The 19,175-nt window shown below is 55.5% G+C and carries 22 protein-coding genes, 3 tRNA genes and 1 other annotated feature (1 of these 26 cut by a window edge); of the genes, 4 read left to right on the top strand and 21 right to left on the bottom strand.

Features of this window, described 5'->3' with window-relative positions; all coding sequences use genetic code 11:
* Positions 1 to 88 precede the first annotated feature (88 nt).
* Entirely contained in the window at positions 89 to 520 is a 432-nt protein-coding gene (locus GCWU000341_RS03465) for a Dps family protein (protein WP_040653032.1), read from the top strand.
* 103 nt (positions 521 to 623) lie between these two features.
* Here the strand turns inward: GCWU000341_RS03465 and GCWU000341_RS03460 are convergent, their stop codons facing one another.
* Positions 624 to 1,892, bottom strand: a complete 1,269-nt coding sequence (locus tag GCWU000341_RS03460) for an SLC13 family permease (protein WP_330360371.1) — start codon at positions 1,890 to 1,892, stop codon at positions 624 to 626.
* 140 nt (positions 1,893 to 2,032) lie between these two features.
* Between GCWU000341_RS03460 and GCWU000341_RS03455 the strand changes: the two genes are divergently transcribed.
* Both GCWU000341_RS03455 and GCWU000341_RS03450 read left to right on the top strand, forming a co-directional pair.
* The gene (locus tag GCWU000341_RS03455) at positions 2,033 to 2,314 is read left to right on the top strand and encodes a thioredoxin family protein (RefSeq protein ID WP_040653030.1); all 282 of its coding nucleotides are present in this window, start codon (positions 2,033 to 2,035) and stop codon (positions 2,312 to 2,314) included.
* 2 nt (positions 2,315 to 2,316) lie between these two features.
* Positions 2,317 to 2,748: a hypothetical protein gene (locus GCWU000341_RS03450; RefSeq protein ID WP_009214336.1), complete on the top strand. Its 432-nt coding sequence runs from the start codon at positions 2,317 to 2,319 to the stop codon at positions 2,746 to 2,748.
* Positions 2,749 to 2,845: 97 nt separating this feature from the next.
* Here the strand turns inward: GCWU000341_RS03450 and ybaK are convergent, their stop codons facing one another.
* Together ybaK and GCWU000341_RS03440 are read right to left on the bottom strand one after the other, a co-directional pair.
* Positions 2,846 to 3,352 carry a Cys-tRNA(Pro) deacylase gene (ybaK, locus tag GCWU000341_RS03445; RefSeq protein WP_009214335.1) on the bottom strand — a complete coding sequence of 169 codons (507 nt, stop codon included), beginning with the start codon at positions 3,350 to 3,352 and terminating at the stop codon, positions 2,846 to 2,848.
* A 165-nt stretch (positions 3,353 to 3,517) separates the two neighbouring features.
* Entirely contained in the window at positions 3,518 to 3,994 is a 477-nt protein-coding gene (locus tag GCWU000341_RS03440) for a hypothetical protein (RefSeq protein WP_050761883.1), read from the bottom strand.
* Between the two features lie 323 nt (positions 3,995 to 4,317).
* On the opposite strand from GCWU000341_RS03440, the gene GCWU000341_RS03435 reads away from it, so the two are divergent.
* Complete coding sequence (locus GCWU000341_RS03435) at positions 4,318 to 5,046, top strand: TIGR01906 family membrane protein (protein ID WP_040653028.1); 729 nt, start codon at positions 4,318 to 4,320, stop codon at positions 5,044 to 5,046.
* Positions 5,047 to 5,104: 58 nt separating this feature from the next.
* Here the strand turns inward: GCWU000341_RS03435 and GCWU000341_RS03430 are convergent, their stop codons facing one another.
* From GCWU000341_RS03430 to GCWU000341_RS03335, 18 genes are all read right to left on the bottom strand, one after another.
* Positions 5,105 to 5,995 carry a DUF3881 family protein gene (locus GCWU000341_RS03430; protein ID WP_009214332.1) on the bottom strand — a complete coding sequence of 297 codons (891 nt, stop codon included), beginning with the start codon at positions 5,993 to 5,995 and terminating at the stop codon, positions 5,105 to 5,107.
* A 185-nt stretch (positions 5,996 to 6,180) separates the two neighbouring features.
* Positions 6,181 to 8,493: a 5-methyltetrahydropteroyltriglutamate--homocysteine S-methyltransferase gene (gene metE, locus GCWU000341_RS03425; RefSeq protein ID WP_009214331.1), complete on the bottom strand. Its 2,313-nt coding sequence runs from the start codon at positions 8,491 to 8,493 to the stop codon at positions 6,181 to 6,183.
* Positions 8,494 to 8,543: 50 nt separating this feature from the next.
* Complete coding sequence (gdhA, locus tag GCWU000341_RS03420; RefSeq protein ID WP_009214330.1) at positions 8,544 to 9,878, bottom strand: NADP-specific glutamate dehydrogenase; 1,335 nt, start codon at positions 9,876 to 9,878, stop codon at positions 8,544 to 8,546.
* A gap of 316 nt (positions 9,879 to 10,194) precedes the next feature.
* Positions 10,195 to 10,464, bottom strand: coding sequence for a 30S ribosomal protein S18 (gene rpsR, locus GCWU000341_RS03410; protein ID WP_036599733.1), 270 nt, complete (start codon positions 10,462 to 10,464; stop codon positions 10,195 to 10,197).
* A gap of 64 nt (positions 10,465 to 10,528) precedes the next feature.
* Positions 10,529 to 10,996 (bottom strand): single-stranded DNA-binding protein, encoded by a 468-nt coding sequence (locus GCWU000341_RS03405; RefSeq protein WP_009214327.1) that lies wholly within the window; start codon positions 10,994 to 10,996, stop codon positions 10,529 to 10,531.
* A 24-nt stretch (positions 10,997 to 11,020) separates the two neighbouring features.
* Positions 11,021 to 11,368 (bottom strand): 30S ribosomal protein S6, encoded by a 348-nt coding sequence (gene rpsF, locus GCWU000341_RS03400; RefSeq protein WP_036599702.1) that lies wholly within the window; start codon positions 11,366 to 11,368, stop codon positions 11,021 to 11,023.
* Between the two features lie 101 nt (positions 11,369 to 11,469).
* Positions 11,470 to 11,733, bottom strand: coding sequence for a DUF951 domain-containing protein (locus tag GCWU000341_RS03395; protein ID WP_009214325.1), 264 nt, complete (start codon positions 11,731 to 11,733; stop codon positions 11,470 to 11,472).
* Positions 11,733 to 12,398, bottom strand: a complete 666-nt coding sequence (locus GCWU000341_RS03390) for a GNAT family N-acetyltransferase (protein ID WP_009214324.1) — start codon at positions 12,396 to 12,398, stop codon at positions 11,733 to 11,735. Before GCWU000341_RS03390 ends, GCWU000341_RS03395 begins: the two co-directional genes overlap by 1 nt.
* The gene (locus GCWU000341_RS03385) at positions 12,373 to 13,371 is read right to left on the bottom strand and encodes a DUF2156 domain-containing protein (RefSeq protein ID WP_040653024.1); all 999 of its coding nucleotides are present in this window, start codon (positions 13,369 to 13,371) and stop codon (positions 12,373 to 12,375) included. Before GCWU000341_RS03385 ends, GCWU000341_RS03390 begins: the two co-directional genes overlap by 26 nt.
* 294 nt (positions 13,372 to 13,665) lie before the next feature.
* The gene (locus GCWU000341_RS03375) at positions 13,666 to 14,397 is read right to left on the bottom strand and encodes a tRNA1(Val) (adenine(37)-N6)-methyltransferase (protein WP_009214322.1); all 732 of its coding nucleotides are present in this window, start codon (positions 14,395 to 14,397) and stop codon (positions 13,666 to 13,668) included.
* Positions 14,381 to 15,268, bottom strand: a complete 888-nt coding sequence (locus tag GCWU000341_RS03370) for a PSP1 domain-containing protein (RefSeq protein WP_009214321.1) — start codon at positions 15,266 to 15,268, stop codon at positions 14,381 to 14,383. Before GCWU000341_RS03370 ends, GCWU000341_RS03375 begins: the two co-directional genes overlap by 17 nt.
* A complete protein-coding gene (locus GCWU000341_RS03365; protein ID WP_009214320.1) occupies positions 15,262 to 16,197 on the bottom strand; it encodes a DNA polymerase III subunit delta' C-terminal domain-containing protein in 936 nt (311 codons plus the stop codon). The genes GCWU000341_RS03370 and GCWU000341_RS03365 overlap by 7 nt, the downstream gene beginning before the upstream one ends.
* The gene (locus tag GCWU000341_RS03360; protein ID WP_009214319.1) at positions 16,169 to 16,744 is read right to left on the bottom strand and encodes a guanylate kinase; all 576 of its coding nucleotides are present in this window, start codon (positions 16,742 to 16,744) and stop codon (positions 16,169 to 16,171) included. The genes GCWU000341_RS03365 and GCWU000341_RS03360 overlap by 29 nt, the downstream gene beginning before the upstream one ends.
* Before the next feature lie 10 nt (positions 16,745 to 16,754).
* Positions 16,755 to 17,408, bottom strand: a complete 654-nt coding sequence (locus GCWU000341_RS03355) for a hypothetical protein (RefSeq protein ID WP_009214318.1) — start codon at positions 17,406 to 17,408, stop codon at positions 16,755 to 16,757.
* Positions 17,398 to 18,393: a biotin--[acetyl-CoA-carboxylase] ligase gene (locus GCWU000341_RS03350; RefSeq protein WP_009214317.1), complete on the bottom strand. Its 996-nt coding sequence runs from the start codon at positions 18,391 to 18,393 to the stop codon at positions 17,398 to 17,400. Before GCWU000341_RS03350 ends, GCWU000341_RS03355 begins: the two co-directional genes overlap by 11 nt.
* Before the next feature lie 249 nt (positions 18,394 to 18,642).
* Positions 18,643 to 18,714: transfer RNA gene (locus GCWU000341_RS03345), tRNA-Glu, on the bottom strand.
* Between the two features lie 97 nt (positions 18,715 to 18,811).
* Positions 18,812 to 18,882: transfer RNA gene (locus GCWU000341_RS03340), tRNA-Cys, on the bottom strand.
* 9 nt (positions 18,883 to 18,891) lie between these two features.
* Positions 18,892 to 18,964: transfer RNA gene (locus GCWU000341_RS03335), tRNA-Asn, on the bottom strand.
* A 65-nt stretch (positions 18,965 to 19,029) separates the two neighbouring features.
* Positions 19,030 to 19,175: a sequence feature (23S ribosomal RNA rRNA prediction is too short), on the bottom strand; it runs 1,641 nt beyond the window's last position.

Below are 19,175 nucleotides of genomic sequence, written 5' to 3'. Positions count from 1 at the left end.
CGAAGCTTCGATATGCTGGCAGCTATTCGCATTCTGCGCTTGCCGCCCGGCGGAGACATCTGCTCTGCTCTGCAAAGGAGGTTATGTAATGGAAGAGAAAATGAACATCTATCTGGCAAACCTCGTTTACTTTTATCACAAGCTGCAAAGCTACCACTGGTACGTCCAGGGCTGCAACTTTTTCCAGGCCCACGCGAAGCTGGAGGAGTTCTATAATGCGGTCAATGCTCAGATCGATGAGTTCGCAGAGCTCATGCTCATGGATGGGAGAAAGCCGGTTTCCACTATGAAGGGCTTCGCCGCTCTGGCGACGATTTCGGATGCCCCCGGTGACTTCTCAAAGGACATGAGTGCGGTATTCGGGGATGTGCTCAAGGATTTCGAGGCCATGCGAAGGAGTGCCGAGGATCTCAGGGCCGAGGCGGACAAGGCGGGAGACAATCTGGTCTCTGTCAAGATGGATGACTTTATCGAGGGCTACGCGAAGACGATCTGGATGCTGAAAAGCATGCTGGCGTAAAGCTTTAATGCAGTATTTCTACAGCTGAAAAGGGGCCGGAGCAAAACATTTTGCTCCGGCCCCTTTCTATTTATTTGATGCCGGTCTTCGAAGGCGGGATTTCTCAGCGCCAGAAAAGCCAGAGAAAAAGATAGCCGGACATTACAGCCGTAAGTGTGAACGGAATACCGATCTTCATAAAATCGGAGAAGCTCGTCTCGTAGCCCTCCCTCTTCAGGATTCCGGTGGCGGCGATATTCGCGCTCGCCCCGATCGGCGTGATATTCCCCCCGAGGGTCGCTCCGGTCAGGAGGCCGAAATAGAGGAGATAGGGGGAGATCCCCAGACTCTGCGTCACGCCCTGTAGGATCGGAAGCAGCGTCGCCACATAGGGGATATTGTCGATAAAGGCCGAGAAAAAGACCGATCCCCAGACGACGATGGTATAGAGCAAAAAGAGATTGCTGCCTCCTAGCTTGACGATGAGAGCCGAGATATCCGAAATGATGCCGACCTCCGTGATGCCGCGGATGACGAGAAAGAGTCCGAAAAGAAGGAGAAGCGTCTCGAAGTCCACGGAGAGAAGCGCCTTCTGAACGCGCTTCGCATTTCCCTGGTGGCGAAGATCATGGATGCAGCAGATCAGGCCGAGAGTGCAGCAGATCAGACCGTTTGTGATATCCGGCTTGTTCGGGATAAAGGAGGCGAGGATCAAAAGGATGACGACAGAAATGAGGGCAGCACTCGGAAAGATATCCTCGACACTGCTGTGCTCCTCCGCCTGCACCGGCTGATTCAGCTTCCGGAAGAGAAAGAGCATGATGGGCACCGTGAGAAGAGCGCCCAGCTCCACGGCAAAGAAGATTCCGGGACGGCCCTTCATGAAAAAAAAGTCCAGAAAATCCATCTTTGCGAAATCTCCCAGCATAATACTGGTAGTATCCCCCACCAATGTCGCCGCCCCCTGCAAATTCGAGGACACCGCGATGGAAAGCACCATCGGAAGCGGAGAGATCTTTAGCTTTTTGCAGATCACAAGCGCCACCGGGGCTACCATCAGTACCGTCGCCACATTGTCGATGAAGGCCGATATCGCGCCGGCAAAAAGCGACATGAAGATGATGACATGGCAGACATTCCTGCATCGGTCCAGAATCAGATCCGCGAGAAGGTTTGGCATTCTGGACTCGATAAAAAAATAGACGATGACCATGGTTCCGGAGATCATCAAAAGCACATTCCAGTTGATCGAGGGAATGACTGCGGAGAGCGGAAGAATTCCGCTGAGGAGATAGAGAAGCGCCGCCGCGAGAACCGCATGAACCCGGTACTTCTGTTTCAGGATAATAATCGCATACATCAGTATAAAAAGAATTAAAGCAACGCTTTTCAAGACCTCTCCTCCCATTCGCCTCTGTTTTCCTCTTGATTTTTTTGAAAGACTATTATTTAATAGTCGGGGCGAAATGTCAATGCCGCCGAGCGTTCGGTAAGAATATTTTTCGCATTCTCAAAAGAAAGGAGACAAACGGAATGAAAAAAGTTCTTTTTTTCTATGTAAAGGGCTGCCCTTACTGCGCGCAGGCGAGAAAGGCCAGGCAGGAGCTGATCGAGGAGAAACCGGAATACGCGCGCGTCGAATTCAACGAGGTCGATGAGGGCGCGGAGCCGGATCTCGCCGGTCAATATGATTACTGGGCGACGCCCGCGATGTTTATCGACGGCGAAAAGATCTACGAATCCCACCTCGGCGAAAAATACGAAGAGGCCAGGGAAAACGTAAAGAGGGTTCTTGACAGAGCCATGGAGGATTGATTATGAAAAAAACAAAGATGATGCTTCTGGGAATGACGGCTGCGGCAGCCATGATGCTTGCCGCCTGCGGCGGCGGACAAAAGGATGCTGCCTCCTCCGCTGCCTCTTCTGTGAGCGAGGAGGCGGGAAAGACCGCGGAATCCGCTAAAGATGCGGCGAAGGACGCGGTGGAATCCGCAAGCGCGGATATCTCAAAGGCCGCGGAGACCGCACAGGGAGACGCTAAGGCTGCCATGGAGTCCGCCAATGCGATGGCAAGCTCCGCGATGGAGTCCGTCAATGCGGAGGTCGCTAAGGCCGGAGAGGCTGCAAAGGGAGATGCGAAGGCCGCCATGGAGTCCGCCAATGCGATGGCAAGCTCCGCCGCAGAGTCCGTCAATGCGGAGATCGCGAAGGCCGGAATGGAATCCGCTCAGGACCAGGCCGGAAAGTAATTTTCCGCCTCTCTGCCACACTTTTTCGATGAGATCGCCCTAAGCTGCGGAAAAATCCGCAGCTTTTTCGTTCCCGCTCCGATCCGCGCTCACTCGATCACTCTCCCTCGGAGGATTCCGCCTCTATGAGATCGGAAAATTCCGCGTGAATATAGACGGCGAGGCTCTTCGGAGAGAGGAAGATCTGCTCCCCTCTCTGCCCTGCGCTCACGCCGATCCGAGGCAGAGCCTCCGCCGATCTGTGAATATAGCTCGGAAACAGCTTTTTCATCCCGATCGGACTGCAGCCTCCCCGGAGATAGCCTGTCAAAGGCAAAAGCTCCTTCACAGGGACCATCTCAACCTTTTTATTCCCGGAGATCTTCGCGGTCTTTTTCAGGTCAAGCTCCTCATCCACAGGGATGACGCAGACAAGATATCCGCTCCGATCCCCCAGGAGGAGCAGCGTCTTAAAAAGCGTCCTGTGATCCACGCCGAGTAAAGATGCCGCGTGGCTGCCCGAGAGATCCTTCTCATCCACCTCATAACTCATGTGCTCATAAGGGATGCCTGCCCTGTCCAAAAGGCGCATCACATTGGTCTTTCCCTCTTTCTGCTTTCCCATCTTCCCTCCTGCTTCCTCATCTTCCTCTTAATATTGAAGAGGCTCCCCTTCCGCGGCCGGGAGCCATGCCGCATTTTCGATACCGCCGCATATGACAAGTCCTGTGCACCACTTCACTGCTCCATGGTGCACAGGACTTCTTTGCTTTTTCTGTCTCAGAAATCTTTACTTGCTTTCCGCTGCGGAGCTGCTCTCTCCGGCCATCTTGCTCTCGACCTTATCCTTTGCTCCCTCTGCGGCGTCCTTCATATCCTTTCCGGCGTCCTTTGCCGCGTCAGCTGCGTCCTTCCCGGCTTCCTTTACCGCACCGGCCGCATCCTTACCGGCATCCTTCGCCATATCAGCTGCGTCCTTTCCGGCATCCTTTGCCGCATCAGCCGCGTCCTTTCCGGCTTCCTTTACCGCGCCTGCTGCATCCTTACCGGCATCCTTTGCCGCACCGGCTGCATCCTTTCCGGCATCCTTTGCCGCATCAGCCGCGTCTTTTCCGGCGTCCTTTGCCGCGCCGGCTGCATCCTTCTTCTCCTCAGCCGCTGTCGTAGCCGCCTTCGTCTCATCCGTCTTCTCCGAGGAGCAGGCCGCCATGCTCAGCACTGCCGCTGCCGCCGCTGCTACCAGGATACCCTTGAACATCTTTTTCATAATTGCTTTCCTCCTTTGCCGGATCATGCACAGTCTTCCCAAATACGAAGGAACAAGATTCGCAGAAAAGCGAATCCGCATAAACTCGTAAAGGCCGAAGCCTTTACCGTGCAGCGGGACGGCCCCCGCTACAAAGAGCACAATAGAACTATCGCCTCCAAAATGCAAGCTGAGACCGGCTATTTTAAGGAGATTTTAACGACAGTTTAAATATCGTAAGATTCCCATGTCAAAAAATGCGGTTGCCAAAAATGCGGCATGGATGTTTAATAGATGAAAAGGACCGGAAAAAGAAGCGGGAAATTCATCCGGAAGGCGCCAAAATGATGAAGCTGTTTCGTGCCCCTCTCTCGGGGCTTTTTGCTATATTGCTGCTGTTCATCCTCCTGATCACTTCCTTTGAGCTGGTCTGCTACTCGGATCCCGGCTATTACCGGGCGGAATTTGAAAAATACGATGTAGCGGGAGAGATGGAATATTACCGCGGAGAAAGCATCAGCCTGGACAGTCTGTCCCAGGTGATCCGCCAGACCATGCTCTACCTCCGCGGAAGGCGGGGAAACCTGATCGTAGAGACTGAAATCAACGGAAAAATGCAGGAATTCTATCAGCCTGAGGAAAAGAGCCATATGGCGGATGTCCGGCGCCTCTTCCTGCGCGCTCTCGTCCTCCGCGGGATGGCCATTCTGAGCTGCCTCGCGATCCTCGGAAGCTTAATCCTTTTCGAGCCGGAGCGGGCGGTCTGGGACCTAAGCCGCTCCTTCACCCTGCTCTGCCTCCTGCTTCTCCTTCTCTCCCTCGCCATCGGAGCTCTCATGCTCTGTGATTTTACAAAGTATTTCACCCTCTTTCACGAGCTTTTCTTTCCGCAGGGGAACTGGAGCTTCGACCCAAGAGAAAGCCGCATGATCGTCATGCTGCCGGAAAATTTCTTTTTGGATACCGCGCTCCGGGTGCTCCTTTGCTTTTTCGCCTTCCTCCTCCTTCTGCTCCTTCCCTCTGTCCGCTACCTTCTCTGGAAGCGAGGGAACCATAAGGCCCCGCCATCCTGAGAAGGCCCTCTCTCAGGGGGAAAGCTTCCAGAGAGAGCCTCCTTTTGGCGGCGGCTCCCTATTCCTCAGAGCTCCTTTCAGAAAGCTCCATCTCTCCCTGCATCCACACCCGGCCCTTGAATCTCCTCCCGACCGCGGGGACGCCCACCAGGTCGGATTCATTGATGCCGACGTGAAAAATGGTGTCGTTGCATTTTAAGCGGAGGTCGACGACATTTTCATGCGTATAGACATTGGATTTCACGCGGATTCCCGCGATTTCTCCCAGAATCGAATACTGATCGCACTCCACTCCGGTCGGCATGAAGGCGGACTCCACGACGGTATAGAGATCCTCCGTCTCCATCCGCTTCGTGACCTCGCTCATCAGGTTCATATCCGTCTCGGTGAGCGTATCGATCGCGTCCATATCCCCGTTCCGCGCCGCTTCAAAAAGCCTTTTCTGTTCCCGTCTTCTCCGGCGCGCATTCTCATCCTCCTCCTGCTTTTCGAGAGGGAGAAGGATCTTCCCCTCTACCGCAAGTCCCGTGAGGAAGGCCTGCCGCGCTCTGACATCGATTCCGGAGCGCCGGATCCGACGAATCTCCAGAGAATTGCATAGATAAAAAATGAGAGAGATGCCCGCATTGAAGTCGTCCAGTACACCGGCATAGGTCTCCCTCTCCGCGTGGCGCTCCACGGACCCCTCCTCTGTCAGCGTTCCGTCGTAGCTCTTCATAAAGGGAAAGTAATAATCCCGGACAAAAGGTCCCCCTCCGTCCCGGTGCCCCAGCACGGCAATCCCCATGGAAGGCGCGACCTGCAGCTGATACTGCTCCACGACCCTGCCTCTTCCCAGAGAAAGCTGGTCCGTCCTGTATTTTTCATTGACCGCCCTCTCCAGATAGAATTCCGCATCGATATCATCTCTCAATTCCGAAAATCCGATGGCCCGTAAAAAATTATGCATTCCCTTCCTGACTCCTGCGGACTCGCTCCCGCCTCTCCCCTGTACCTGAAAACAGCATTTTTATCTTACACTAAAGCGGCATGCCCTGCAAGCGGGGAAGGGCGTAAATATAAGGCCTCGGGGGATGCCCGGGGCCTTGTATCGATGGGAACTGAATCGGGGTACACCGCTTGTACTATCTCGCCTTATGTCGATTGGGAGGCCGAAAAATCCGGCACGGGCACGGCAGTGCCCCTTTCTTCTCTCAGCTCCCTCGCTGCCTTCACCATATTCCGAAGGCTTGGGATGGCCTCCTCCGCCCTTCTCGTCTTCAGGCCGCAGTCGGGATTGACCCAGAGCTTCTCCGCGTCCAGCCTGGAGAGCATTTTCTCAAGTGCCGCCCGGATCTCTGCGCTCTCCGGAATTCTCGGCGAATGGATATCATAGACGCCCGGTCCCACCTCCGTCCGAAAGTGATTTTCTCTCAGAGAATCCAGAATCTGCAGATCCGAGCGGGAGGCCTCGAAGGAGATAACATCCGCGTCCATGCTGTCGATGGCAGGGATGATATCGCCGAATTCGCTATAGCACATATGTGTGTGAATCTGGGTCTCCGCCCTCACCCCGCTGTGCACCAGCCGGAAGGCGGGAATCGCCCAGTCCAGATAAGCGGAGTACCAGTCGCTTTTCCGAAGCGGCAGCTTCTCGCGGAGCGCTGCCTCATCCACCTGGATCACGCGGATCCCGTTCTTCTCCAGCTCTAAAACCTCATCCCGGATCGCCAGCGCGATCTGCTTCGCACTTTCCGCGAGGGAGATGTCCTCTCTCGGAAAGGACCAGTTCAATATCGTGACCGGTCCCGTCAGCATGCCTTTCACCGGTTTCCTGCTGAGACTCTGCGCATAGACCGACCATTTCACGCTGAGCGGGGAGACGCGGCTCACATCCCCCCAGATGATCGGCGGCTTCACGCAGCGGGTCCCATAGGACTGCACCCAGGCCTTTTCCGTAAAGAGGAAGCCCCGGAGCCGCTCCGCGAAATATTCCACCATATCATTTCTCTCAAATTCACCGTGTACCAGAACATCGAGACCGAGCTCCTCCTGGATCTGTATCCATTCCGCGATCCTTTGCCTGAGAAAGCTCTCATACTCCTCCGGGCTGAGCTCCCCGCTCCTTCGGCGTCTCCGCATCTCTCTGAGCTCCTCCGTCTGCGGAAAAGAGCCGATCGTCGTCGTCGGAAAAAGCGGAAGACCGAACTCTGCCTTCTGAAGCCTCTCTCTCTCCGAAAAATCGGGCTTTCTCACATAGTCCTCGGGACGGATGCCGGCGCATCTCCTCCGGATCTCTCTGTCGGCTTTTCCTTCTCCCCCGGAAAAAAGTGCCCGGTTTTGTCTCAGCGCTTCCTGACTTCCCTCCTCTCCCTCCGCGAGCTGCGAAAGCTCCCGGAGCTCCGAGAGCTTCTCCTCCGCAAAGGCAAAATGCTTTTTATAGTCCTCTGAGAGCCGCTCCTCTCCCCGCAGCGTATAGGGAAGATGAAGAAAGGAGCAGGAGCCGGAGAGCACGGTCTCGATCCCCCTCTCCCTAAGGCGGAGGAGCAGAGAGAGGCTCTTCTCATACTGATTTCTCCAGATATTCTTCCCATTGATGAGACCGGCAAAAAGAAGCCTGTCCCCCGGGAAAGCATGCTCGAAGACGAGCGCCTCCGTCCTCTCTCCCTCTACAAAGTCGAGCCCGATCCCATCAAAGGGGAGCTCCGGCAGTCTCTCATAGATATCCCTCAGATCCCCGAAATAGGTCTGAAGCAAAATCCGAGGACCTCCCTTTTCGGATAGGAGCTCCTCATAGACAGAGAAAAAGAGAGCGATATCCTCCTCCGTGAGATCCCGCACGAGGCAGGGCTCATCAAACTGAAGCCACTTCGCCCCGAGCTCCCGGAAGCGCCGGATATAATCCCGGTACGCTTTCACGAGGCTTCCCCGGATCTCGGCGATCCCCTTTTTCCCGGTAAAGCGAAGTAGCTTCAAAAAGCTGAAGGCCCCGATCAGGACCGGCTTTGTCTCGATGCCAAGAGAAAGTGCCTCCGAAAACTCCAGAAAGGGTTTTTCCCCGGCAAGGCGGATCTCCGCATCATCCTCCAGCTCCGGGACGATATAGTGGTAATTTGTGTTAAACCACTTCTTCATGGCGAGCGGCTTCACATTCCCTGCCGCTCCCCCCCGTCCCCTGGCCATGGCAAAGCTGCAGTCCAGCGGGGAGAGATTAAGCTCCCGATATCGGGACGGGATCAGATTAAAAAGGAGCGCCGTATCCAGAACCCGATCATAAAAGGAGAAGTCGTTTGACGGGATGAAATCGATCCCCTCTCTCTTCATTTTCCTCCACTGCCTGGCGCGGATCCCAGCTGCGCTCTCTCTCAGCGCCTCCTCGGAGAGCTCCGCATTGAAATACTTCTCCGCCGCAAACTTGAGCTCTCTCTCCGCTCCCACCCTGGGGAAGGCAATCACCGATGTCTTCATGGCTTCTCCCTCTCGCTCTACCGCTGTATCGCTCCCTTCGCTTCTCTCTTTTAGACCAGACCCTGAGCGAGCATGGCTGCAGCGACCTTCTCAAAGCCCGCCACATTGGCCCCGATCACGAAATTTCCCTTATGAGCATACTTCTCCGAAGCCGCGGACACATTCCTATAGATATTGACCATGATATCCTTAAGCCTGCTGTCGACCTCCTCAAAGCTCCAGGAGAGCCTCTCGGAATTTTGGCTCATCTCGAGAGCGGAGACCGCCACTCCTCCCGCATTCGCCGCCTTTGCGGGCATATAGAGGATCTTTGCGGCAAGGTAGGCGTCAATCGCCTCCTCATCGCTTGGCATATTTGCGCCCTCCGCGACGACAGTGCATCCGTTTTTGAGGAGCTTCTTCGCATCCTCTCCGTTGATCTCGTTCTGCGTGGCGCAGGGAAGCGCGATATCGCATTTTACCGACCAGGGCTTCTCCCCCGCATGATACTCCGACCTCGGAGCCTTCTCCGCATACTCCCGGATCCTGCCGCGGCGCTTCTGCTTGATCTCAAAGAGAAGGTCCAGCTTGATCCCGTCCGGATCATAGATAAAGCCGTCGGAATCAGAGCAGCTCAGCACGAGCGCTCCCCTCTCCTGTGCCTTCTGGATCGCATACTGCGCGACATTTCCGGAGCCGGAGACGACGACGCTCTTCCCCTTCAGCTCCTCTCCGGCCGCTCTCAGCATCTCCTCCGTGATGTAGATCAGGCCATAGCCCGTGGCCTCCGGTCTCGCCAGGGATCCCCCGAAGCTCAGTCCCTTTCCGGTCAGAACCCCCTCATAGAGATTCGTGATCCTCTTATACTGCCCGTAGAGATAGGCGACCTCTCTTCCGCCGACTCCGATATCTCCGGCGGGGACATCGACATCCTTTCCGATGTATTTATAGAGCTCTGTCATGAAGCTCTGGCAGAAGCGCATCACCTCCGCGTCGGATCGGCCGTGGGGGTCGAAATCGGCCCCTCCCTTTCCGCCTCCGATCGGAAGCCCTGTCAGAGAGTTCTTCAAAATCTGCTCCATGCCGAGAAACTTCAGGATCGACTGATTCACCGTCGGGTGAAAGCGAAGGCCTCCCTTATAGGGGCCGATTGCGGAATTGAACTGTACGCGGTAGCCGAGGTTGACATGATTTTTCCCCTGATCATCGGTCCAGGGCACCCGAAAGCTCACAATTCGCTCCGGCTCCACAAATCGCTCAAGGAGGGCATTCCTCCGGTAAAGATCCTCATTGGCGTCCACAATCGGAGTGAGGGAATCCAGGATCCTCTTTGCGGCCTCCAGAAATTCCGCCTCATAGGGATGTTTTTTCTGGAGCATCTCATAGACTTCATTGACATAGGACATGGCTCTTCCTCCTTTTCTCCCCGGTATCTCCGTCTTTTGCCTGCGCCTGTGATCCCGCACTCAAAGCACTCCTCCCGCGCTTTACTTCCGGAAGCGGATACCGGGCCTTATGACACATTTCTCCGTGAGCGGAAAAGAGGGCAGTACTTCGCAGAATCACTCTTGGCATCAGACCCATACTATAGCACCGCGTTATAGCTGCGGCAACATGAAATAACTGACATTCCAAAAAAACATGCTTTTCCCCGCCTGTCCCTGCATCCGCCTGGATAAAGAAAAGAGCTGCCATCGGCAGCTCTCTCCGTCCGCATCCGGCTCAGTCAACCTGATACGGAAGCAGTGCGATATGACGCGCGCGCTTGATCGCGGTCGTAATCGCTCTCTGATGCGTCGCACAGGTACCCGTGATCCTTCTGGGAAGAATCTTTCCTCTTTCGGAGATATACTTCCTCAGCGTGGCGATATCCTTGAAATCCACGGGCTTCGCCTTATCACTGCAAAACACACAGACCTTTCTTCTGCTCCGGAATCCGCCGGCTCTTCTCGGCCTCGCGGAGCCGCTTCTATCTGACTTCTGAAATGCCATATCTTCCTCCTTCATTCCGGGCGGCCAAGCCGCTCCCTTCCCGGTGAAGGCCCCCTCTCCCTTATCAGTTAAAGGGAAGTCCCTCATCCTCTACCCCGTCGGGTATATTCATAAATCCATCGCCGACTCCGCTTCCTCCCTCTCCGGAGGAATCGCTGCGGTAGGAATTTGTGCCGCGGTTCTGATACGTCCCGCCGCCCTGTCCCTTGCTGTCGGCGAACTCCTGATCATCCACAATTACGTCCGTTGTATAGACCGTCTGCCCCTCTTTATTCTGGTAGCTTCCCGTCTGGATACTCCCGGAGATCAGCATCCTCATGCCCTGATGCATGTATTTCTCCGCGAATTCCGCTCTCTGCGCGAAAGCTACACAGCGGATGAAATCCGCCGTGGGCTGATTGCCGTCCTGGTTCCTCCGGCCCCGGCGGTCCACCGCGAGCGTATACCTCGCGATCGCCAGACTGTTCTCGCCCTGCGAATAGCGGATCTCGGGATCCCTCACCAATCTGCCCATTAGGATGACTCTGTTCATATCTGCTCGCTTTCCGCCCGCGTTTTACTCTGCCTCTGTCTCTGCAGCTGCCTTTTCCTCTTCTGCCTTTGCGGCCACGAGCTTCTCCTCCGGCTTCACAACAAGATAGCGGATGACCGCCTCCATGATGCGGACCTGATTCTCGAGCTCGTTCGGGGTGTTCCGATCCCCGGTGAAGGGGATGAAGTAGTAGTAGCCCTCTTTCATATGCTGGATCTCATAGGCCAGCCTCTTCTTGCCCCACTCCTCGATCTTCTCTCCCACGACACCATTGTAGCGGCTGATATATTCCTTGATCTTCTCAATGGCGGCCGCTCGCTCCTCATCGCTGAGCTTCGCGCTCAGGACGACACATAATTCGTATTGGCTCATCTGCCTTTCCTCCTTGTGGTCTCCGGCCTTCACACTCTCTGTGAAAGCAAGGATTTTCGATACAGTCTGATATCTTATCAGTTTTCAGAGCTTTCCGCAAGCTAATTCTCATCTTTCCCCTGTTCGGGGATGCGTCCTTTCTCCTTCCGCGGCTCTTCCCTCAGCCCCGATCTCTCCCTCCCCTCCGACTCATTCTCTCTCTGAAGAAGCTTCCCAAGACGGCACCTGGGCAGTATGAGAAGATGTCCGCAGCCCCGGCAGCGAAGCTTCAGATCCGCGCCGACCCGGATCAGCTCCCAGCTATTCTCCCCGCAGGGATGCTTCTTCTTCAGGAGAAGGATCTCCCCCGGGAAAAATTCTCTCATCAGATGTCCTCCGAGATATAGATCTTCTGCTTTTTCAGCCGGTCGAGGCAGTCCGCCTCATTTCTCTTTTCCGAAAGACCGCTGAGCTCGCAGAAACGATCCGGATCCGTGATTTTCATCATGATTTTGGGATCCTCGGGGAGTCCCTCCCCGGCCCCGTTTTCCAAACGCTCCTCCCCGGCGATGAGCCTTTGGTAAGCACTGTCCCGGATGCAGTAAAGGCTATATTCCCGAAGCCTCTCCTCGCTGATATGCCGCTCCCTTTGAAGTCTCCCGACCGTCTCGTAGCCAAAGGGGGTATAGATCGCCTCCTCCACGGGAATCAGGTAGGAAAGCGGCACCCTCTCCCTTTTCAGAATCCGGAAAGCCTCCCGGAGAAGCATCCGCATCATGCCCTGCCTCCGGAAGCGCTCCTCTGTCGCAACAGCATAGACATAGCTGATCTCTGTCTCCCGGGAAAAAAGCGAGATTCGGTAGGGATTTAAGTGAAGCATGGAGAGGACTTCTCCCTCCTCCTCTATACTCAGGATCCGATTGCCGCGGCAGCGCTCCCGGTAGTAAAAGTCCACGAAGGCCTCGGAGTCCTCCGGAAAGCATCTCCGGTAAAGCGCTGTCGTCCTCCGCTTTTCCTCCTCTGTATTAAGTATCCTGAGCGTCCGAGCCATATTGCCTGACCTCCGCCTCATACTGATCCGTCAGCTCCTTCTCATAGCCCGCAAAGTCCTTCTGCAGCACCATATATTTCCTCTCAAAGCCGATCGGATTATAGCTCTCCTTTGCCTTCCGAAGACCGGGCAGTCCCACGTCATCCTCCCGGTTTACGATCTTCGCCTCCGGAAATTCATGGAGCAGAAACTGCTGATTTATAATCTGGTAAATACCCGGAATCCTCGGGTTTCCCTTTTCGATGTCGATGCAGGCCATCCTCTCCCTCGGATTATAGGCCCCGATGGAAAAGGCCTCGAGTCTCCCGTCGATGAAGATCCCGCCGATCCTGTGCTCAATCAGGAAGCAATTCTGCAAAACCTCATGAATCCCCTTTACCTCGTACTCCAGGCTCACCTCTCCCTCTGTCTCCGTCTCTGCCCTCTCTTCATACCAGCGGTCCAGAAAATCCCAGACCAAAAGCTTGTCCTCGCAGCGGATCGTGCGGTATTCCCATCTCCCCTCGTACTCTCTCATGAATTTATTGACGAGGTTCTTTTTCTTATGGAACTTCTTACCGGGCAGGCTGCGAAGCTCCTCCGCATCATAGAGATAGTCCTTGAAATCAAATTCCTCCTTTACGATGAAATTCTCATCCTCCATGAGAGAAAGCGCCGTGACAGCCTCCTCATCCGCGAGGTAGATCTTCAAAGGCTTTTTCAAAACCTCGTTGAAATAGCGCTTCGTGAGCTCAAAATACTCCCTCAGATCCTCCTCCCGGCAATAGGGCATCGCCGCAAAATATTCCTCCCCGTTCTGCATTATGGTAAGAAGGGCCCTGTCCTTTATGATGCATATCTTTGTATTGTAATACTCCGCCCAGAGATAGGTGTCCAGCGCGCCGCTGTCACAGCTCTTATTGGGGCGAAGGGAAAAATAAGGTGCAATCTCAGACGACTGTTCGGCCAAGGGCCTCGTAAACGTAAGATCCATAAATCCTCCTGAAGGAATGAAGATAGCCGCCGCTTCTTTCTCCGCAGCCGCTTTTGAAAAGCCGGAGGCAGGACCGAAAATTTCGGGGGAGCCGACGCACTGTGCTTCTGTAGGCTCCGTCCATCCTCTGGCTCCCCCGGCAGACCGCCGATTCCGCGCCGCAAAAAGAGTCGAGTCCCCGCGGCTTCCCAAAAGATCCGGATAAAATTCCGGTCCTCCCGAAATCGGCTTTACTCCTTGAGAGTAGCACAATGCTCCCCTCCTGCACAGCCCCCATAAAAAGATAATATCCTTTTAAAGATATGCCTCCCCGCGGTAGAGGGAGAGAAGCTCCTCCGTATAGACTCCCCCCTCTTCGTAGACGATGAGCGGGGGCTCGACATGAAGCTGCGGCCGCCCGCCCTTTACCGCCTCTAAGAGAAGGAGCTTCGCCTCTCTTCCCGCCCTGGAATGCACCATGCGAAGGCGCTTCGGTTCCAGCCCGCTCTCCCGAAGATCGGAGACGATATCCGTAAGCCTCTCCGCCCTGTGTACCAGGAAGAACCTGCCGGAGGCCTTCAGCAGATAGGAAGCGGCCACGGCGACATCGCGAAAGCTGCATAAAATCTCATGCCTTGCGATCTGCCGCCCCTCCCCTTTACTTCGGATCCCGCTCTTTAGATAGGGCGGATTGGAGAGGACGAGATCCATGCGGGAGGAGAGGGGAAAGTCGCGGATTCTCCGGATATCTCCTCGGAGGATCTGAATTCGCCCCTCCTGCCCGTTTAGAGCCGCCGAGCGCTCAGCGAGATCCGCGGCGCTCTTCTGAATCTCCAGGCCGTAGAGCCTCCGCGCCTTTGTCTTCGCGGACAGAAGAAGGGGGATGACCCCGGTTCCGGTCCCGAGGTCCAGAAGCTGAGAACCCTCTCTCACCGCGGGAAGCGCATAATTTGCGAGCAGCACCGCATCCATTCCAAAGCAAAAGCCCTCGCTGTCCTGAATGATCCGAAAGCCCCGGCACAAAAGATCATCAATCCTCTCCGCCACTCTCCCTCGCTTCCTCCTTCTTCCCGCCCTTTCGAAGGGGAGACTTCTTCTTTCCGGGTCTGAACTTCAGCTCTGAGAGCGCGTATTCCCGAAGCTCCTTCTCATCCTCCCTCTCCAGATCGACGATCACCTTGACCCTTTGATTCAGGACGGAGAGCGAGCTCACCTCCCCGCGCAGTCCCTCCGGCGTCGTCACATAATCCCCGAGGGAGGGGAGCTTCGAATTCAGGAACTCATAGACCTCCTCCTCATTCTTCAGGCAGCACATGAGTCTCCCGCAGACCCCGGAAATGCTGCTGGGATTTAAGGAGAGCCCCTGCTCCTTCGCCATGCGGATCGAGACCGGGGCGAACTCCGGCAGATAGCTGTGGCAGCAGAGCGGGCGCCCGCAGATGCCGTAGCCCCCGAGGATTTTCGTCTCATCCCGGACTCCGACCTGACGGAGCTCAATCCTCGTCCGGAAGATCGCCGCAAGATCCTTTACGAGAGCCCGGAAGTCGATCCGTCCGTCCGCCGTGAAATAAAAGAGCAGCTTTCCCCGGTCAAAGGTATACTCGACATCGATGAGCTTCATCTCCAGTCCGTGGCGGCGGATCTTCTCCTGGCAGACCTGGAAGGCCGCTCTTTCCTTACGGCTGTTCTCCTCCTTCCTCTCCCGATCCTCTGCGCCGGCCTTTCGTATGACCGCCTTCAGAGGCGGAACGATCTTATCCTCCGGGAGCTCCCGGTTTCCAAGGACGACAAAGGCGTATTCCACCCCCCGGGCCGTCTCAACGATCGCATACTCTCCCCGGCTGAACTCATTCTCTCCCGGCGAAAAATAGTAGACCTTCCCCGCCGTTTGAAATCTCACTCCGATTACCGTCACCATATCGTTCTCCCGGGACCCCCAGGCTGTCCCTCTTCCCGCCTTCCCATCGAAAATAGAAGCTGCTCCAGCTGGAGCTCTCTGTTGACATTCAGGGAGAGCTCCCGGACATCTCTCGCAAGCTCATCCGTAATTTTTCCAAGCTCCGAATAATCAAAGTCCGAGGCCATGCGGATGAGGGTCCCGGAGATCTCTCTCGCATAGAGGAGCTCCTGCCGCTTTGTACTTTTATAGCATAGCACATCCCGCAAAATAATTTCAAGAAAGGAGAAAAGCTCCCGGATCGGCAGCTTTTCCTCCGGATGCTCCTTTAGAAAACGGAGAATTTCCGAGGGAGCTTTCTCTTTGATCCCCGGGAGAAAATCGGAGAACTCCTTCGCCCATTCCTCTTCATAAAAGGACAGAAAGCGCTCTCTCGCATCCCTCTCCCCCCCGGAGAATTCGATGAGCCGGGAGAGCACCGTCGGAAGGAAGGCCTCCCTCCCGCCGGAAAGAAGCAAAATCACGGCATACTCGGGCGGCTCCTCCAGGGTCTTTAGGAGAGCATTCTGTGCCTGCGCATTCATCTTATCCGCATCCATGATGATATAGATTTTATACTCCGCCTCGTAGGGGCGGATCTCCACGCTATCCACCAGATTTCTGCGGATGTTATCGACACTGATCATCTTCGGATGCTCCTCCGGCTTATCCGGCAGAAGGCGAAAGAGATCCGGATGCTCTCCGGCGCGAATCCGCTTTCGAACGCTTTCCCTCCACTCCTCCTTTGAGGGATAGGAGAGTCTCTTCCACAGCGGCTCTTCTTCTCCTCCCTCCCTCTGAAGGAGCTCCTCCGCAAAGCGAAGAGCAGCCTCATAGAGCTGCTCCCTCTCCTCTCCGATCAAAAGATAGGCGTTTCTGACCTTATGAAGCGGTATCCGCAAGGATTTCATTGACACAAGCCTCCCATTCCAGATTCCGGTAGCGCCTGACAATCCCGGCCTCCCGGAGCTTCTCCTCCGAGAAATCCTGCTCGTCGAGGGAAAAGCGCCGCCAAAACTCAGCCCAGCTCGGCTTCTCCTGCTCCTCCTCCCTCCTCCGGGCCCTCTCCAGGCGAAGCTCCTCCGGAAGCTCAAGATAAAGAGGAAAGAGCTGTCCCTCTCCGAATCTCCCGCGGAGTTTTCGATAGCTTTCCAAGGTCCCGATAAGGAGATAATCTCCTCCGCCCGCTCGCCCAATCCTCCCGTCATCCACACTGGCATAGCGCCAGATGCCGAATTCGGTCTCGTAGGAACGCTCCTCCAGGATCTTCCCCGCATCCCGCAGTCTCTGAAGCTCCCTCTCCGATACGAAATGGTACTCCGCTCCCTCTCTCTCTCCGCTTCTCATCGGCCTGGTCGTATAGGGGATAAGTAGCTTCCAGTCCGGCCGCGCTTTCCGGAGGGCGCGGCAGATCGTGTCCTTTCCGCTGGCGGACTTTCCCATAAGATAATAGATCATAGCTCCTTCCCTAAGTTCCCTTCGGTCCTTCGCGGACCGCGATCTCAGAGCCGGACTCCTTCGCCGCAGTCGGAGATTCCCCGATCACAGCGCTCTCCTTTGTCTTTCCACTGCTCTCCTTCGGACTGCTCTGTGATGACTTTTCCGCATCCGAGGACTTCGTCTTCTGCGGCTCTGAAGACTTTCCGCTCTCTGCCGCCTTACTCGGGTCGCTCGCCTCGATGGCGTCCTTCTTCTCTTCCCCGCTTCCGCTCTTCCGGCTCTCCGAGGCCTTCGGTTTTTCCTCCGCGAGCGTCCCTTTCTCCGCATCTTCCTCCGAGTCCGTCTCCCTCGCGGGTTCCTCCGCTTTGGTCCGGCTCTCCGCTTCCGAGCTCTTCCCTGTACTCTCTTTGCTGCTTTCCGCCTCCCTTTTCTCCGAGGACTCCGTCTCTCCCACGCTGCTCTTTGCCTGAATGGTCTCCGGAGTCTTCTCCTCACTGCTCTCCGCCTTACTGAGCTTCAGATCCGGAAAAGCAAAGCCGCTCACATTTTTTACGACAAAAATAACCGCGAAGACGGCGAGCAGCAAAAATACGATTGCTATACAGACCCGTACTATGTCCCCGAAGGCCATCGTCTCCCGATCCTCCTGCCGTCCCGTCCTTCTCCGTCTCCTACGAGTCATTTCCTCTATCCCCCTCTTCCAGCTTCACAGACAGCTCACCGTAGACAAGCGTACTGCGGCTCCCGTTCTCCTCGAGGATCTCCAGTCTCCCATCCGGAAGAATCGAGAGCGCCCTCGCCTTTCTCCTGCTTTTTCCCTCTGAAAGGATGATCTCCCTCCCCAAAACGATATTTCTCGTCCGATAGTCCTCGGGCAGCTCTCTCTCCTTTCCGAGCTCGATGAGCCTTTCGACAATGCGGGCCGCGAGCAGATTTCTGTCTATCCCCCGCCCCTCGGAGCGCCTTCCCAGAAGGGAGGCCGCCTTTCCGCGGATCTCCCGGGGATAGCCCTCCTCCGGCTCATAGAGATTGAGGCCGATCCCCACGATCGCAAAGTCGAGCTCCCCCGTCTCGAAATTCGCCTGTCCCTCGGAGAGGATGCCGCAGACCTTCCTCCCCCCCAGGTAGAGATCATTGACCCACTTGATGAAAAGGGAGATTCCCGAGACCTCGCGGACGGCTTGATAGACGGCGACAGCTGCCTGCGCCGTCAGAATCAGATTGTCCGAAACAAGGCCTCCCGGTTTCAGATAAAGACTCAGATAAAGGCCGTCTCCCTTCGGAGAAAAAAAGCTTCGCCCAAGCCTTCCCTTCCCCGCGCTCTGATAATCGGTGAGAAGCACGGCAGGCGGCTTCAGAGTCCCCGAGAGAATCTGTTTCTTCAAGACATCATTGCTGGAGCTAAGCTCCGGCTCCACCTCTACGGAGACCCCTCCCCCGAGCATCGCGGCGATCAGCTCCTCCGAAAGAGGCTGCCCCTCTCCCGCTTCCAGACGATAGCCCCTGTTTTTCATCCCCTCTATGCGATAGCCCTCCCCGCGGAGCTTCTCGATGCATTTCCAGACCGCGGCCCGGCTGCAGGAAAGCCTCAGGGCGAGCTCCTCTCCGGAAAGATAATCCGGATCCGCCCGGTAAAGAAGCGGCAAAAGCGACTGACGAAGAGACATATAACCTCCGATCGCAGGATATCGGCAAAAAAGCCCCAAGGTGTCATGGAAAATCTCACTTTCATGAGCGCCTATGACAGAGCAAAGACAGAGCAAAGCGCGGGATCTGCCCGCAGCGCAAATTTCCGGGCTGAAAGGCCGCGGAAAACGAAACAGCGGAGCGATAGAGCCTTCATGCGAATTCCGCGGATACAGCATATAATACAACAAAAGCCCCAAAATGACTATATAGTCATTCTGAGACCTTTCTGACGCCAACGAGGTTCGAACTCGTGATACCACCGTGAAAGGGTGGTGTCTTAACCACTTGACCATGGCGCCTTGCTCTCCTGCCGCATCTCCTGCTCAAGCATATCACAGCGGCTCTGAAGGAGGCAGAGCTCATGGAGACTCAAACAAGGACATATACAGGAAAAAGAGGCGAAGACCGGATTCGGACCGGTGATCAGGGTGTTGCAGACCCACGCCTTACCACTTGGCTACTTCGCCATAACATAGCGCCTCCAGATGGACTCGAACCAACGACACCGCGGTTAACAGCCGCGTGCTCTACCGACTGAGCTATAGAGGCATACACTGAATATCTGAATCATATCATCCGGTAAAATATTTTGTCAAGATCCGATTCATTCCGACTATGGATAAGCCCTCGACCGATTAGTAGCTGTCAGCTGCATGCTTTGCAGCACTTCCACCTCAGCCCTATTTACCTCTTTCTCTCAAAGGGGTCTTACTCTTTCGATGGGATATCTCATCTTGAGGTTGGCTTCACGCTTAGATGC

Origin of the sequence: Oribacterium sp. oral taxon 078 str. F0262 (assembly GCF_000160135.1) — a bacterium.
GTDB lineage: Bacteria > Bacillota > Clostridia > Lachnospirales > Lachnospiraceae > Oribacterium.
This window is presented reverse-complemented; position numbering and strand designations above follow the sequence as displayed.

Bases quoted from the DNA above. Each gene is read 5' to 3' on its own strand.
- rpsR (WP_036599733.1), bottom strand. From the start codon at position 10,464: ATGGCATTTCAGAAGTCAGATAGAAGCGGCTCCGCGAGGCCGAGAAGA.
- GCWU000341_RS03355 (WP_009214318.1), bottom strand. From the start codon at position 17,408: ATGACTCGTAGGAGACGGAGAAGGACGGGACGGCAGGAGGATCGGGAG.
- GCWU000341_RS03450 (WP_009214336.1), top strand. From the start codon at position 2,317: ATGAAAAAAACAAAGATGATGCTTCTGGGAATGACGGCTGCGGCAGCC.
- GCWU000341_RS03430 (WP_009214332.1), bottom strand. From the start codon at position 5,995: ATGCATAATTTTTTACGGGCCATCGGATTTTCGGAATTGAGAGATGAT.
- GCWU000341_RS03455 (WP_040653030.1), top strand. From the start codon at position 2,033: ATGAAAAAAGTTCTTTTTTTCTATGTAAAGGGCTGCCCTTACTGCGCG.
- rpsF (WP_036599702.1), bottom strand. From the start codon at position 11,368: ATGAGCCAATACGAATTATGTGTCGTCCTGAGCGCGAAGCTCAGCGAT.
- GCWU000341_RS03465 (WP_040653032.1), top strand. From the start codon at position 89: ATGGAAGAGAAAATGAACATCTATCTGGCAAACCTCGTTTACTTTTAT.
- GCWU000341_RS03395 (WP_009214325.1), bottom strand. From the start codon at position 11,733: ATGAGAGAATTTTTCCCGGGGGAGATCCTTCTCCTGAAGAAGAAGCAT.
- GCWU000341_RS03385 (WP_040653024.1), bottom strand. From the start codon at position 13,371: ATGGATCTTACGTTTACGAGGCCCTTGGCCGAACAGTCGTCTGAGATT.
- GCWU000341_RS03440 (WP_050761883.1), bottom strand. From the start codon at position 3,994: ATGAAAAAGATGTTCAAGGGTATCCTGGTAGCAGCGGCGGCAGCGGCA.
- GCWU000341_RS03365 (WP_009214320.1), bottom strand. From the start codon at position 16,197: ATGAAATCCTTGCGGATACCGCTTCATAAGGTCAGAAACGCCTATCTT.
- gdhA (WP_009214330.1), bottom strand. From the start codon at position 9,878: ATGTCCTATGTCAATGAAGTCTATGAGATGCTCCAGAAAAAACATCCC.
- GCWU000341_RS03370 (WP_009214321.1), bottom strand. From the start codon at position 15,268: ATGGTGACGGTAATCGGAGTGAGATTTCAAACGGCGGGGAAGGTCTAC.
- GCWU000341_RS03435 (WP_040653028.1), top strand. From the start codon at position 4,318: ATGATGAAGCTGTTTCGTGCCCCTCTCTCGGGGCTTTTTGCTATATTG.
- GCWU000341_RS03405 (WP_009214327.1), bottom strand. From the start codon at position 10,996: ATGAACAGAGTCATCCTAATGGGCAGATTGGTGAGGGATCCCGAGATC.
- GCWU000341_RS03350 (WP_009214317.1), bottom strand. From the start codon at position 18,393: ATGTCTCTTCGTCAGTCGCTTTTGCCGCTTCTTTACCGGGCGGATCCG.
- ybaK (WP_009214335.1), bottom strand. From the start codon at position 3,352: ATGGGAAAGCAGAAAGAGGGAAAGACCAATGTGATGCGCCTTTTGGAC.
- GCWU000341_RS03360 (WP_009214319.1), bottom strand. From the start codon at position 16,744: ATGATCTATTATCTTATGGGAAAGTCCGCCAGCGGAAAGGACACGATC.
- GCWU000341_RS03390 (WP_009214324.1), bottom strand. From the start codon at position 12,398: ATGGCTCGGACGCTCAGGATACTTAATACAGAGGAGGAAAAGCGGAGG.
- metE (WP_009214331.1), bottom strand. From the start codon at position 8,493: ATGAAGACATCGGTGATTGCCTTCCCCAGGGTGGGAGCGGAGAGAGAG.